Annotated in this window: 15 protein-coding genes and 1 riboswitch; of the genes, 8 read left to right on the top strand and 7 right to left on the bottom strand. The window is 54.0% G+C overall.

The window, feature by feature from the left end:
• Positions 1-219 precede the first annotated feature (219 nt).
• Positions 220-651: a nitroreductase family deazaflavin-dependent oxidoreductase gene (locus KTH_RS02455; RefSeq protein WP_497616223.1), complete on the bottom strand. Its 432-nt coding sequence runs from the start codon at positions 649-651 to the stop codon at positions 220-222.
• Between the two features lie 286 nt (positions 652-937).
• On the opposite strand from KTH_RS02455, the gene KTH_RS02450 reads away from it, so the two are divergent.
• On the top strand, positions 938-1,621 hold the full coding sequence (locus tag KTH_RS02450) for a LamG domain-containing protein (RefSeq protein ID WP_497616222.1): 684 nt from the start codon (positions 938-940) through the stop codon (positions 1,619-1,621).
• 21 nt (positions 1,622-1,642) lie between these two features.
• On the opposite strand, the gene KTH_RS02445 is transcribed toward KTH_RS02450, so the two are convergent.
• Genes KTH_RS02445 through ribB form a run of 3 tightly spaced genes read right to left on the bottom strand, consistent with a single transcriptional unit; the run spans position 1,643 to position 3,963 of the window.
• Positions 1,643-2,257, bottom strand: coding sequence for a riboflavin synthase (locus KTH_RS02445; RefSeq protein ID WP_497616221.1), 615 nt, complete (start codon positions 2,255-2,257; stop codon positions 1,643-1,645).
• 16 nt (positions 2,258-2,273) lie between these two features.
• Complete coding sequence (gene ribH / locus KTH_RS02440) at positions 2,274-2,741, bottom strand: 6,7-dimethyl-8-ribityllumazine synthase (protein WP_497616219.1); 468 nt, start codon at positions 2,739-2,741, stop codon at positions 2,274-2,276.
• Positions 2,742-2,751: 10 nt separating this feature from the next.
• Complete coding sequence (ribB, locus tag KTH_RS02435; protein WP_497616217.1) at positions 2,752-3,963, bottom strand: 3,4-dihydroxy-2-butanone-4-phosphate synthase; 1,212 nt, start codon at positions 3,961-3,963, stop codon at positions 2,752-2,754.
• A 411-nt stretch (positions 3,964-4,374) separates the two neighbouring features.
• Positions 4,375-4,525, bottom strand: a riboswitch (FMN riboswitch).
• 320 nt (positions 4,526-4,845) lie between these two features.
• Between ribB and KTH_RS02430 the strand changes: the two genes are divergently transcribed.
• The gene (locus tag KTH_RS02430) at positions 4,846-5,628 is read left to right on the top strand and encodes a phosphorylated adapter RNA export RNA-binding domain-containing protein (protein WP_111322837.1); all 783 of its coding nucleotides are present in this window, start codon (positions 4,846-4,848) and stop codon (positions 5,626-5,628) included.
• 212 nt (positions 5,629-5,840) lie between these two features.
• Positions 5,841-5,972, top strand: coding sequence for a hypothetical protein (locus KTH_RS02425; protein ID WP_281278844.1), 132 nt, complete (start codon positions 5,841-5,843; stop codon positions 5,970-5,972).
• Here KTH_RS02425 and KTH_RS02420 read toward each other — a convergent pair.
• A complete protein-coding gene (locus KTH_RS02420) occupies positions 5,969-6,373 on the bottom strand; it encodes a hypothetical protein (RefSeq protein WP_111322835.1) in 405 nt (134 codons plus the stop codon). The two genes, KTH_RS02425 and KTH_RS02420, sit on opposite strands and share 4 nt — an antisense overlap.
• 353 nt (positions 6,374-6,726) lie before the next feature.
• Here KTH_RS02420 and KTH_RS02415 point away from each other — a divergent pair, with 353 nt between their 5' ends.
• Together KTH_RS02415 and KTH_RS02410 are read left to right on the top strand one after the other, a co-directional pair.
• Positions 6,727-7,452, top strand: coding sequence for a TrmB family transcriptional regulator (locus KTH_RS02415; protein WP_111322833.1), 726 nt, complete (start codon positions 6,727-6,729; stop codon positions 7,450-7,452).
• Positions 7,453-7,481: 29 nt separating this feature from the next.
• Positions 7,482-8,735, top strand: coding sequence for an adenosylhomocysteinase (locus KTH_RS02410; protein WP_111322831.1), 1,254 nt, complete (start codon positions 7,482-7,484; stop codon positions 8,733-8,735).
• 5 nt (positions 8,736-8,740) lie between these two features.
• On the opposite strand, the gene KTH_RS02405 is transcribed toward KTH_RS02410, so the two are convergent.
• Positions 8,741-9,472, bottom strand: coding sequence for a GNAT family N-acetyltransferase (locus tag KTH_RS02405; RefSeq protein ID WP_111322829.1), 732 nt, complete (start codon positions 9,470-9,472; stop codon positions 8,741-8,743).
• Positions 9,473-9,694: 222 nt separating this feature from the next.
• Here KTH_RS02405 and KTH_RS02400 point away from each other — a divergent pair, with 222 nt between their 5' ends.
• Together KTH_RS02400 and KTH_RS02395 are read left to right on the top strand one after the other, a co-directional pair.
• A complete protein-coding gene (locus KTH_RS02400) occupies positions 9,695-10,483 on the top strand; it encodes an SRPBCC family protein (RefSeq protein ID WP_111322827.1) in 789 nt (262 codons plus the stop codon).
• Complete coding sequence (locus KTH_RS02395; protein ID WP_111322825.1) at positions 10,480-11,649, top strand: zinc-dependent alcohol dehydrogenase; 1,170 nt, start codon at positions 10,480-10,482, stop codon at positions 11,647-11,649. The genes KTH_RS02400 and KTH_RS02395 overlap by 4 nt, the downstream gene beginning before the upstream one ends.
• A 100-nt stretch (positions 11,650-11,749) precedes the next feature.
• Here the strand turns inward: KTH_RS02395 and KTH_RS02390 are convergent, their stop codons facing one another.
• Positions 11,750-12,679, bottom strand: a complete 930-nt coding sequence (locus KTH_RS02390) for a GNAT family N-acetyltransferase (RefSeq protein ID WP_111322823.1) — start codon at positions 12,677-12,679, stop codon at positions 11,750-11,752.
• A gap of 360 nt (positions 12,680-13,039) precedes the next feature.
• Between KTH_RS02390 and KTH_RS02385 the strand changes: the two genes are divergently transcribed.
• Positions 13,040-13,906 carry an LLM class flavin-dependent oxidoreductase gene (locus tag KTH_RS02385; RefSeq protein ID WP_497616215.1) on the top strand — a complete coding sequence of 289 codons (867 nt, stop codon included), beginning with the start codon at positions 13,040-13,042 and terminating at the stop codon, positions 13,904-13,906.
• Positions 13,907-13,914 lie beyond the last annotated feature (8 nt).

The raw sequence follows: 13,914 nt of genomic DNA, 5'->3' as shown, positions 1-13,914 counted from the left end.
GAGAGGTATGCTGATCACCTGTGACGAGAATCCCTTTCTCATTATAAGTCATCTGGCTGAGATTGAGTTTCAGAAATGGTGCATCTTATCTCTGGTATTGTTGCGTTCTTTCCCATCCTATTCATAGAAAATGGTAAAATCGTATATACTCTCATCTGTTGAAGCCTATTCAAGCTGTGAGAGCCGTGTTCCTGGCTGAGAGGGCGAGAAAATTGAGGATCAGGCCTGTAACAGGAAGACCGGATGTTCCTTTGCTTCGGCCTCAAAAGCGGCGAGGGGAGCACCTGGGGTAGCAGAGAAGAAGGGGCGTACGATGCCAACGCGCTGAATATAGCGTTTCAGGATTGGCGCGGCCTCAGCGGGCTCCAGTTCTTTGACGCGATAGGTGGTGCCCTCTTTGCCTCGAGAGATTGTCACCTCGCCAGCAGCACGGGCATTTTTCACCCAGTTGACAGCTCCATAGGGCGCTACGAGCCAGCGGCGTCCACCTTCTTCGACCAGCGTGACAGGAATGGTGTGTAGTAAGCCACTTTTCCGGCCCCGGACCGTAAGCAGATAGGTTGTGCCAAGCGGAATCCCTGCCTTGAGAAGCCGTATGGCAATCTGATTGACTGCTTTGCGCCAGAATGAGAGCCTGTACTTTCGTTGCATTGCTGTCTCCTTTTGTGGCTGAAAAAACGTGCATTCCTCTCAATTCTTAGAACGTTCTCGCTGAAGGACCAGTAACAGAGTACGATTTCTCTCTACATGTTTTTCATTATGAAGCCAAAAAGAGGAATAGAGAAGCATAATTGTAATGATGATGACTGATGAAAGATATTCCATTGAAGATACGTATTTCTTTGTAAGAATAGTGAAGCTAATGAAGCGCTTAGCGCATGTTACACTCATCCAATCTACCTGTATAAAGCATGGCCGTATGAAAGGAGCAGTGCGCTTGAACAAGATCTACCGCTTGCATTGCGGGCTTATCCTGATTCTCTCCCTGTTTTTTCTCTCCTGCTCGTCTGGCTCGGCCCCGCAGACGGGCGCGACGCCGACAGTAACCCAACATGTAGCGACCGCTCAACTGGCGTATACAGCCGATTGGTCGAAGGGGCTGGATGAATGGAAGCCCTCAAAAGGGTGGAAGGTGGTGAAGAATTATCTGGAGACGCAGGTTCTGCCTGATCTCTCGATTACGCTTCCCTATACGCCAAAAACGCCCGATTACGCGATAGAGTTTCGCTTGCAGGTTGTCTCGGTGCCTGCAAATGGCGGGCATTATCGACTTGCAGCGGCGAAAGATGGAGAGAAGGACGGATATACTGCTGAGGTTCTGGGGCTGCTGGCCGGAGATAGTCATACCTATGCGGTGCATCCTCTGATGGAAACGCTGATAGAGCCGCAGGAGAACATGGGCTCCGCGCAGCCGCAGGTATTTGATTTCGAGCCCGGAGACGAGTGGCGTACCTATCGGGTGGAGGTGCGCGGTCCCCGGGTCGAGTTTCTGGTCAATGAAAGGCGGATGAGCGGAGCGACCAGTATCCAATCAAAGCAGCTCTCTCAGAAGCAAATCACGCTTGAGTGCAGCCGCATTGTCGCGCGAGTGAGTGATTTTCGGGTATACGAATATAAGTAGCCTGAAGGGACCGAAATTCTGCTAAATAGGGAAGAGGGCTTCAGCGGGTTCGCTTTTTTGTTGAAGCGCCAGGTACTGGACAACATAGCGCCCGAGAATATCGGTTTCAACATTTAAGAGAGTGCCCGGCTGTACCTCTCCCAGATTCGTATGTTCCCGGGTATAAGGAATGAGGGTAATAGTGAAATGATCGCTGAAAACCCCGATTACTGTCAGGCTGACGCCGTTTAACGCAATAAAGCCTTTTGGCACCACGTAAGGGCGCAGTGCTTCCGGTAACTCGATAGCAACCAGCAGAGCGATACCGTCTATTTCCACTGAGCGAACGCGCACGGTTGCTTCGATGTGGCCTTGCACGGTGTGCCCTCCGATGCGGCCACTGGCAGGCACAGAGCGTTCCAGATTGACTCGATCTCCGGGACGAAGGCTGCCGAGCCGTGTGCGGCGTACCGTTTCGGGAACCGTTTCGACCGTAAAGGAGGTGGCACCCCGAGCAATAACGGTAAGGCAGGTGCCATCGACCGCAATGCTATCCTTCTCCTCAAGATCGGCAAGAACCTTCTGTGCCTGAATGGTCAGGCTGGTTGCTGTGATCTCTTGAATGATCCCGATTTCCTCGACAATTCCTGAAAACATTCTTTCCTCCATTTCGCTATTTATTGTGAAGTAGATGCTGTTGTGTCCGCGCCATCTCGACTGCAGCGCGAGCATATTCGATTCCGCGTTCAATGCGTGCCTCGGCTTGCGCCTGTGTTTCCGCGCACATCACGCCCAGAATCACCGGTCGCTGGTAGTCCAGTGCAAGTCGCATCAGACCTTGAGCTGTTGCGTCGCTTACAATAACGTCATGTCTTGTCTCGCCCTTCATCACGCAACCGATGCAGATCAGCGCGTCATACCGCTTACTCTGTAGCATTGTCTGGGCGAGAAGAGGGAGCTCGAAGCTACCGGGCACGCTTTGAATGGTGATGGCGTGCTCCGCGACCCCGAGCCGTTGCAGTTCCTCGCAGGTCAGTGCGAGAGTTGCCCCGGTGATTGGCCAGTTGTAGCGAGCAACGAGAATGCCAATCGAGAGCTCTGAGCCGTTTTTATCCGGTGTGGGTGGAAGCATGTGTTTCATCTATCACTCCTTATCCATGAAGCATCGTCAGTGCGTGGCCCATACGCTGTTGCTTGGTAGTGAGATAGGTGATGTTATGCGGTGTGGGTGTGGTTTCGAGAGCGACGCGCTCTACCTCGATACCGCCCTGCGCCAGCGCCTGAAGCTTCTGCGGGTTGTTTGTCAGCAGACGCACTCGCTTTGCTCCAAGCGTATGGAGGATTGCAAGTGCAGATGTATAGTCTCTCGCATCGGCAGGATAACCGAGCCGCTCATTGGCGGTAATGGTATCATGGCCCTGATCCTGCAAAGCATAGGCCTGTAGTTTTGCCATCAAGCCAATCCCGCGGCCCTCCTGGGGCAGGTAGAGCAGGACACCACGTCCCTCATCAGCGATAGCCTGCATGGCTGCATGAAGCTGAGCCTGACAGTCACAGCGCTGTGAGCCGAAGATGTCGCCGGTCAGACAGGAAGAATGCAGGCGTACAAGCGGTGGTTCTGCATCGGGAGCGTGCAGATCGCCGAGTACCAGCGCCAGGGTGTGCTGACCGGTCCGATGCTCAAGGTAATCGGTGACCTGAAAGGTCGCGAAAGGTGTCGGGAGCCTGGTCGATGCAACGGGGCTGACAAGCTGCTGACGGCGATAGCTGGCGATTGCCTCAACGGTAAGAACAGGAATATTCCACTGTTGAGCCAGCCGGTGAAGCTCCTCGCCGCGGGCGGGCTCACCATGCTCGTTGAGGACCTCGCAGATGACGGCAGCCGCTTCCAGCCCGGCGATGCTCATCAAATCAACAGACGCTTCTGTATGCCCGCGTCGTTCCAGTGTCCCTTGAGTGGCGGCCCGAAGGGGGAAGATATGTCCGGGGCGTGCCAGATCCTCCGGTCGGGTGGCAGGATCAACCAGCACCCGGATCGTTCGCGCGCGGTCGTGGGCTGAAATACCGGTTGTTGTCCCGTGGCGAGCATCAACTGAGAGCGTGAAGGCCGTTCCCTGAAGGGGCTGGTCTGATTGGTCAAAGACGGGGAGCTGAAGCGTGTCCAGCCGCTGGCCAGTCAGCGCGACGCAGATTAAGCCGCAGGCATTGCGCATCATAAATGTTATTACTTCAGGAGTGACAAACTGTGCAGCTATACACAGGTCAGCCTCATTTTCTCGTGATTCGTCATCACAGATCAGAATCATGTTTCCTTGACGAACAACATCAATTGCATCTCGCACACTAATAAAGGGTGTATTCATTCTCTCTCCTCCATATTGTATCGCTGCAATTCTTCACTTTTTCAATAATTACCTGTTTTGCCCTGATCTCGCATCGCTTATATACTGGCAACAGTACAATAGCACTACCTCCTGAACGAATTGCCAGCGAAGGGGCCAACTTCTCAGTAGACAGGTGTTCCCGGGCCGGGAGACCCCCGATACGAGAACGCGCTTCAGCGCAGAAAGGCATAGCGTCCTATCGTCCGTATGTACGTACGAACGTGGTCTGCATCAACATGAAATCGGGATGATAGCCAGCAGGGAAAGCGAGCAACAAAGGGGATGGAAGGAAAGGTGTTTGTGGGCGTTGAGATGATACCCGTTTTGCAGAGAGAGCGCCGTGGTACGGCTTCTGCATGTCAGAGAGAACACAGCAGAGCATACTGTGTGAGTTGCCTTCTTCCATCCGGACTGTCACCGTCGGCCCTGGAACTTCCCCAGGTCAGCTACTATGCACAGAGACTATGCAAGCAGGTCGTGGGCTGTACCACCGGTCGGGAATTGGGAGTTTCATGTCCCTCACCCTGCCCCGAAGACATTACTATATTCAATTGTAGAGAATCACTATCTCTAAGATACCATAAAAATCTGTGTTTTGCTAGATGTCTGGCACGAAAAACACTTTGAGTAGAAAAAGTTCAATCTTCCCTGCGAGCTGGCAGGCGCTCCGTCGCTGCTGAGAGCGGACTGCCTCCTGATGGGTTTGCTTGTGCGAATCGAAAAAGAAAACGCGAAAAAGTTAAAGCCAAAGTCGAATGTACAAAAAGTACTTGCCCTTTGACAAGGAACTTGTGAAACGGTACAATCTTTGTAGCTGGTTAAGAAGCAGATCATTCTGGCAAGCGTGGAAGAGAGGAACTCATGCAATCAGCGGAACGACCACGAGGTAAGGGAAATGCGCCTCATCCACAGCGCAAACAAGCAACGTCATCGGTTCAGCAGAGTCGGAGACTGGAAGTAGCGGCAATGATTGCCGAGAAACTGGGCGAAACCGAGAAAACACCTCGCGTCCAGATCGAAAAGATTGTGCGGCTCTGGGGGATTGAGAATGCGTTGCGAGCCCTGGATGAGACGCAGCGTGTTGAAGCTGATGGTGGCTTGATGCTGCCGGATGGCTCGCGCAGACGGACACCGGGAGGGGTTTTCTTCCATCTGGTCCGGCAACAGATCCCTCCTGAAATTTTTCGGAAAATTTTTATGTGGCAAGGTGCATCTCGCAAGGACAATGAAGATGCCTCAACTACAGTACCCGGTATAACCTGGGAGACACGGTTTGGCGCGCTTCGAGATCTGGCGTCGGTAGAGAAAGGGCAGGTGCGAACGGTGAAGATTACGGTAATAGGACGTCCCGGGCGAGTAATTGAACGGGGAAGCTTTGTGATGACAGCGCTACAGGCAGCGAAGATTCCGCCTTTGCCAAAAGGGTTGCCGGTTCCGGCTCAACCTACTACCAGCTATACTTTGTTCATCAGTAAGAAACAGTGGCGTAAGGTCGCGGACGCGATTAAGGATGAGGACGATGTCTTGATTGTTGAAGGTTATCCCCATCTCGATGAGCAAATGAAGAATATTGCCGTTTTTGCTTCTAATACAACCACGAAGAATCTGCAAAGCGCTCAACGAGCAAAGCAGCCCGGCAAATAGTGCCAGTAGCGAGAACCCCGTTGAGAAGCGCTGCTCTGGTTTGCATTCTGTCAACCAGAGCAGCCCGGGCTTACAGACGCTGTCCTCGTGAGGTTTCTTGCGAACTGAAACCGGATATCGTTGTATAGAGAGATCATTTGCATCGCCTGCGAGGGAAACCATGCTCGCAACAAGTGGCATGGGCTTCCTGTTCTCTCAACTGAGGATAAAAGATGGATCAAGAAACGGAGCGCATGACAGCGGCTGACCCGGTTATTAATATTGCTGGAGAAAAGATCGCCCCTGGCCTGTTTACGCCTATAGAGTGGCTGGCGAGCAAGTGTATTTACTGGGGCATCCGCTAACGCAGTTTGCTCTCGATGGCTTGAAATACAATCTTGATACATGCATTGGAAGGGCTGATATAGAAATGATACCTGTAGGTTGCGGTTGACCTGATTGTCAACAGAACACAATCTCGAAAGCGATGACGGAGGCCGGCATCTTTGGTGCCCCAACCAAGCAGGCTACCGGTGGTTGCCACTTTTGATGTGCTCTGAATCTGGCTCAATGGAATGGTCTGATGAAAGACGATGCCGTTGAGCCGGGTTGGTTTGCCTGGCTCCAGTGGCTGCTTGCCGCTATAGAGATGAAGTCCGTTGTCGTCGATCATATAGGTGATTCTCTGTCCGGTCCGCTGGACCAACGCAAGAATCGTACAGAAGCAGATGACCAGCAGCGCGAACGTGACCCCGGGAACAATCAACCCCGCTGGCGGTGTCTTCTCGACCAGCCAGATGAGCAGCAGGCACCCTGAGAAGAAAAGCGTAATCCCGATATAACAGCAATAGAAGAACAGCCGGAACCCGACAGAGGCCCGGGGCCGGTCAAGCAGGATATTCCTCTTTTCTTGCTAACCCTGAATTTGCCGTATTCTCCGTCATCTGCTCTTTCACTGTCTTCTCTTTTATTTTTACCATGTATTGCCCTTTTTCAGCAATCATGCATCGTTTTCCGGAGACAACAGGCGGAATCTGCTGTTTAAGAGGGCCTTGAATTCCTGCTGCGGTTTCGTCTATACTAGTAACTACTATAGTGGTTACTATATTGGAGAGAGAGATGACGACAGTAGAGCTATTGCAACAGGTTGGCCTGAACAAGTATGAGGCCGAGGCATATTATACCCTGCTCAAGCACGATGCATTGACCGGTTACGAGGTTGGGAAGCACTCCCAGGTGCCGCTTTCGCGCAGCTATGAAGTGCTTGAGCGTCTGGTTGAAAAGGGATTGGCGTTGGTCCAGCCGGGCAATCCGCCGCGTTATCGGGCGCTGGAACCTCGCCTGTTTCTTGCACAAATGCGCTCCACGATGGAAAATACGCTGAATGCGCTCACCGACTCGATCGCCACGCTGGCACAGGGGCAGAATCTGGCTGAATTCTGGGTGGTACGCGGTCGTCAGGCCATTCTGGATCGGGCGCGAGCGATGATCGAGGGAGCGCGTTTTACCGTGTCGGTAGCTGGTTCCCCGGATTGTCTGCGTGAGCTGTCCGAGTCGTTGAAGCAGGCGCGTGGCTGTCACGTGATTTCCCGGCAGGTCAAGCAGGGAACGCTGCTGTTGCTCTGCGACGATACCGAAGCGCTTGTCGGAACGGCGGAGGAGACAGAGAATGCTCAGGCTGTTGCAAGCTCGAATACGGCTCTCTTGTTTGCTCTTCGTGGCTTCTTTACGCAGCAGACGCTGATTGATAGTGCCGCATCTCTCGACACCCTGCAGCGCTCCGAGAAGAGTTGGTTGGATTGGGAAGAGCGGAAACAACGGCGTCTTCGACACTCGGTCGCTTGATCGAGTCCTGTAATGAAAGGATGCATTCTGTGAACTACGACATTCGTGATATTGCTCTGGCAGAACGTGGACGAAAGCGGATCCGCTGGGCGGCACGTCATATGCCAGTGCTGAATCAGCTTCGAGAAGAGTTTGCGGCGCAACAGCCGTTTCAAGGCAAGCGTCTGGCTGTTTCACTCCACATCACGACCGAGACGGCTGTGCTGCTTTCAACCCTGCATGCGGGTGGAGCTGAAATTGCTCTCTGCGCTTCTAACCCGCTTTCTACCTTTGATGATGTCTGTGCGGCTCTGGTTGAGGAGGGAATGCAGGTGTATGCGATAAATGGTGAAGACCTCCCGACATATCGACGTCATGTTGAACAAGTTCTTGATATTGATCCGCACCTGGTCATGGATGATGGCGCCGACTTGATCGTTGAGCTGCACAAACGGTCATCATCAGGAAGCGTTGTCGCTGGTATTGAAGAAACAACCACGGGTGTTGTTCGTACTCGTGCGCTTGCTTCGGATAAGCTACTACGCTTTCCGGTAATCGCGGTCAATGATACGCCGACAAAGCATTATTTCGATAATCGCTTTGGAACGGGGCAGAACACGATAGACGGTATTCTACGCGCAACCAATACACTGCTTGCTGGCTCGACATTTGTAGTTGCGGGCTATGGATGGTGTGGCCGCGGGATTGCTGCGAGGGCGCGAGGCATGGGCGCTCGCGTGATCGTGTGCGAGATCAACCCGACCAGAGCGCTGGAAGCGTACTTTGAAGGCTTTCAGGTATTGCCAATGGAAGAGGCTGCTCCGCTTGGAGACATCTTTGTGACTGCGACGGGGATGAAAGGTGTGATTCGCAAAGAGCACATTTTGCAGATGAAGGATGGCGCGCTGCTCGCGAATTCCGGCCATTTCAATGTTGAGATCGATGTAGCGGCGCTTGAGCAGACCGCCGTGCAGACCCAGGAAATTCGGGATCATCTGGTTGAATATCAACTACCCAACGGGCGCAATGTCTACCTGCTTGGTCAGGGGCGACTTGTGGGTCAGGTTGCGGCTGAAGCCAGTCCAGCCGCATTGATGGATCTCAGTTTCGCGGGTCAGGCGCTCAGCACCTATTACCTGCTCTGTACGGAACACCGGTTGCCTCCCGGGGTCCACAACGTGCCTGCTGAGCTTGATGAGCGTGTGGCACAGTTGAAGCTGAAAGCGCTTGGCATCCGGCTTGATACGCTCAACGCTGATCAGCTTACCTATCAGGCGTCATGGCAGTATGGGACGGCGGAGTAGGCAGATCACTCCTTCTTCTCGAAGATCAGGGCGGTAGCGAGGGCGCGGTAGCCCAGCTTGAGGTAGAGCGGTTTGCCCATCTCGCTGGCGAGCAGGACGCTTGTGTGTATGCCTGAGAGAGAAGCATCATAAAGCAACTGCTGTATCAAGATGGAAGCCAGGCCACGGCGGCGAAATGCAGGATCAGTGTATACCTCATCAACGCAGAGGCTGGAATGCGGTGTGATGCTACTACGGGCGCTGGCCACACTCTTCCCTTCGATAAGCACCCGATAGTGCGTGAGCCGGGGCGCTTCCAGAGCCATTTGCGCATAAGATGGGAGCGCGGCAAAAAAGCGCTCCTGCCACGCCTGATCTGATACGTGTGAGAGCGTTTGCAACGAGAGCCTGGCCGGTAGAACGGGCGGCTGCTCGGCTGCAAGCGCCTTTTCCATCAGCGTTTCTTGATATCTCAGTTTGTAGCCAGCGCGCGTGTAAGCCGCTTCTAGAGCCGCTTGATCCTGCCCAGATGCAAAGATGGTGAGCCAGTGCGGTCCGGTTATCAGGCAAGCAGCGCACCTGATAACGTGCGCAGGTTCTGCTGGTTCGAGAAGCAGGAGCTCATCAAAGCGGCCATATCTCCTATCCCCAAAGTGAACATGGAAAAGCGGCTTATAATGCTGATACGCTGTTCCCGGGAATGAGCGGCTGTAGGTCCACCCTGCCAGAAACTCCCTGATTGCTACCTCAGTCGACATACATCCTCTATTTCAAGAATCCGACGCGTCTGTATTGATGATCTCAGTATAGAGCTAACTTCGTCTTTTGTACATGATCCTGCCACTTTTTTCTTTGCTGATTCGTGCAATGGAAAGTATACGGAGTCTTTTCTACGTATGTTGGGCCCGGGCCTGTAAGCTGTAAAGTTGCATCTATAGTAGACGAATGAGCCATAAAAGCGGAAATGGAGTCAAGGAGCGATGACGGTTGCATCAGAACAAGATCAACGGGATACATTACAACTCAAGTATGATCCTCGTTCCTGGCAGCAGGTCAATGTCGGGCGAGAAGAGCGCCTTCTTTCGACGATCGCGGGAGCAGCGCTGACACTCTGTGGGCTCTGGCGGCGCAAAACGGTGGGATTGACAACTGCGCTTGGTGGTCTGCTGCTCTATCGTGGGCTCACCGGGAGAAGTGTGTTGTATCGCTTGCTTGATCTCAACACGGTTAAGGAGAGCCCGAGTACCGTGATGCCGCTTCCTGACGGCTCTGGTGTCAGAGTCAAGCGAGCCGTGACTATCCTGCGGCCTGCTGACGAGCTGTATCATTTCTGGCGAGACTTCGCCGGGACGGTGCCAGTTCATCCGTTTGTTGAACAGATCACGCCCATCGGAGACAAGTCCTGGCACTGGCTGGTACGCCTGCCCGGAGGTGAGTTCGTCGAGTGGGATTCCGTTCTAACTGAGGATATACCCGAGCGCCTGATTGCCTGGCGTTTTATGGGGGAGCGGCTGGAGAGCGTGGGCGGGCGGATCCGCTTTGACCCTGCGCCCGCTGATCAGGGTACGATTGTGACACTGGAAGTTGAGTTTAAGCGCCCTGACAAGCTGTCGTTGTTGAATATCATACCTTCTGGCATGATTCTCAGTCGAGTGCCTGAACAGCTTGTGCGAGAAGAGTTGCGCCGTTTGAAAGCGCTGATGGAAGCAGGCGAGCTGCCTCAGGCACAGCCCCGGGAGAGCGAAAAGGAAGCAAGGAGGAATGCATGAGGGCTGTCTGCTGGAACGGGATCACGAATGTGCAGATCGAGCGCGTTCCTGATCCACAAATCATCAACCCGCGTGATGCGATTGTGAAGGTAACGGCCACAACTATTTGTGGCTCAGACCTGCATCTTTATGATGGCTATATCCCTACAATGCAGAAGGGCGATGTGATTGGCCATGAGTTCATGGGTGAAGTTGTTGAGGTGGGGAAAGAGGTCAAGACGCTTCGGAAGGGGGATCGTGTTGTTGTGCCATCGGTAATCGCCTGCGGAAAATGCTACTATTGCCGCAATAACCTGTGGTCCTTGTGTGACAACTCGAACCCGAATGCCTGGATGGCAGAGGCAATGTATGGTTTTGCGCCCGCCGGGATCTACGGATATTCGCACCTGTACGGCGGCTATGGAGGCAGCCACGCGGAGTATGTGCGTGTTCCCTTTGCGGATATCGGGCCGGTCAAGGTGCCGGATGGTGTGTCGGACGAGCAAGCGCTGTTTATCTCGGATGCCTTCCCGACGGGCTACACGGGTGCTGACTACTGCGATATCAAGCCGGGCGATACCGTGGCTGTCTGGGGATGTGGCGCGGTTGGCCTGTTCGCAATGATTAGTGCTCGGATGCTTGGTGCAGAGCAGGTGATTGCGATCGACCGCTTTCCCGAGCGGTTGCGCGTTGCCAGAGATTATTGTCATGCGGTGCCGCTGAATTATGAGGGAACAGATGTGGTAGAGGAACTCAAGCAGATGACAGGTGGAAGGGGTCCTGACGCCTGTATTGATGCGGTCGGAATGGAGGCGCATGGCCCAAGCCTGCTTGGCCTCTATGATAAGGTACGGCAGACCGTTCGCCTGACAACTGATCGAGCGACTGCGGTACGGCAGGCGATACAGGCGTGTCGTAAGGGCGGCGTGGTCTCAATCATGGGCGTCTATGGCGGCTTCTTAGATAAGTTCCCGCTTGGTGCGGCCTTCACGAAGGGGCTGACGCTGCGCATGAGCCAGATGCACGCACAGCGCTATACACACATGTTGATGGAGCGCGTGGCAAAGGGCGAGGTTGACCCCACGTTTGTCGTCACCCATCGCATGAGTCTGGACGAGGCCGCCCAGGGCTTCGAGCTATTCAAGCATAAAGAGGATGAATGCTTGCGGGTAGTATTTCGTCCGTGAGTTCTCCATCTCCCTTGTTGGTTTTGTGCTTCTCACTGCGGGTAGCCATTTACCTGGCTGCCCGCAGTATTTCTTCAGCTAAAGTGGCTGTGCGTTCTGGTTATAGTGCAGTCCCGGCCCCCAGCGAGTGTTGGTATGAGAGCTCTTCCTGAACCGTCACAAAACCAAGCGTGCGATAGAGGTCAATCGTTTCGGGAGCATCACCCCATGATTCGAGATCAATTGAGGTTGCCCCCCGCTCCTGAAGCCAGGTGAGTGCCGCGAGCGTCAACGGAAGATAGAGGCCTGCTGTGCGATATTCGGGAACCACACCGGGAGCATCGATCAGGCCGGATGGTTGCTTTAGCTTCGCCCAGGTCAGCCCAACAACGTGACCATCAGGGGCAAAGAGCAGGAGCCGCCCCGCTGTGTCCTGTTCTGGCAACCTTTCAGCCAGCTCCTCGCGCCTGATCGTGTGGTGTCCCCATAGACCTTCATAGCCACGATTGACCGCTTCAAGCAAGACATCGACATCCTGTACCTGCTCATATGGTTTCAGTACGAAGCCTTCCGGGAAGGTTGGTTGCGGGAAGGGAGTATCTGCCGCGATATTCAGGCGCGTATAGGTCGAAACGGGCTCATAGCCTCGCTGCCGCAGAAAGCGGTTTGCCTCCTGATGGCGGACATCAGCGTAGGCACGCGTAAACGTGGCTCCACGCGAGCGAGCATGCTGTTCCAGATCGGCCAGAAGCCGGCTTCCGATGCCGCTCCCACGCCATGCCGGGTGAACAGTTACCGCGAGATCGGCTTCTTTATCAAGCGGCGCTTTGAGCACAAAACCATAGCCAACCAGCTCATCAGCGGCGCAGGCAACGCGGCGGGCCTCCTCTGGCTCCTGCGCGAACAGATCAAGCCATTCGCGTTGTGTCTCCTCGCTGACATCTTCATTGCTCTGGTCAGCTTCCTTTGCTGCTTCGAGAAGCCTGAGAAGCGCGGTGAAATCGCTCTGCGGATTGAAGTTTCGATAATGGATAGTACTGTTGCTTTGCATACGTTTCTCTCTTTCTTCCTGCCAGATAGCAGAGCACGATAGAGCGATATGCGCTAGAATCCCTGCTCGCTCTTCATGTCTTCTTTTTTGTTTGTTGCATACTACTCAAGATACGGTGTTGCGCGTGGAACGTATACAAACAGGTGCCCGCTGCTGATGATACGAGTATAGCTCTATTCTGACCCTGTTGTGCCGGGAAGAGCGCTCTCCTATTTGTGCTTGTCCGGTTTGAGGCGGTAGAGAAAAAATCGGACAAGAAGAATCTGCTATGAAAACAAGCGGGGCTTGAGAGAAAGGGAACGAATGTGGCATACTGAAAGTATCCCTGGCAGGAAATTCAAGCAACAAGGGGGTTGCATTATGCGCATAGGTGTGGGCTTGCCCGCTGGCGTGCCCGGGGTGGACGGTCATCTCTTGATCGAGTGGGCTCGTTTGGCCGATACAGGCCCGTTTTCCAGCCTCGGTGTGGTTGATCGGCTCTGCTATGACACGTTTGATCCTCTCGTCGCTCTGGCCTCCGCTGCGGCTGTGACGCAACGCACGCGGCTGGTCACGATGATTATTATTGGACCTCTTTATAACACGCTTCGGCTTGCGAAGGCGTCTGCCAGTATTGACGCCTTGTCCGGTGGACGTCTGGTTCTGGGGATGGCTGTTGGAGCCCGCCGCGAGGATTACGAAGCCGCCGGTATCGAGTATCGTTCACGTGGAAAGCGCTTTGTCGAGCAGCTTTCGCTCTTACGGGCATATTGGGAAGATCCTGCTATTGGCCCGTCTCCGGCTCATCCTGAGGGGCCTCCGATCCTTGTTGGCGGGCAGAACGATCAGGTGTTTACGCGTATTGCCCGCTATGCCAACGGCTATGTCCATGGTGGCGGTCCACCCAGGTCGTTTGCTCGTGCTGCCGATAAAACGCGTGCTGCATGGAGTGATATGAGAAGGCCGGGGAAGCCGCAACTCTGGGCACAAGCCTATTTCGCGCTTGGAGATGAAGATGACCTTCTTTCCGGAGAACGCTATCTGAAGGAGTATTACGCGTTTACCGGAACTTTCGCGGAAAAAGTGGCGTCAGGTTTGTTAACCACGCCACAGGCGATTGCACAGTATATTCGCGGCTATGCTGAGGCTGGCTGTGATGAGCTTGTATTACTCCCTACGGTTGCTTCCCTTGACCAGCTCAAGCGCCTTGCTGAAGTTCTGGCAGGTATCGACTACGAGCGCTTCTAGTCGAGACA

The organism is Thermosporothrix sp. COM3, assembly GCF_059696735.1.
Note: the sequence above shows the minus strand (reverse complement) of the source record. Positions and strands in the feature narration are given on the sequence as shown.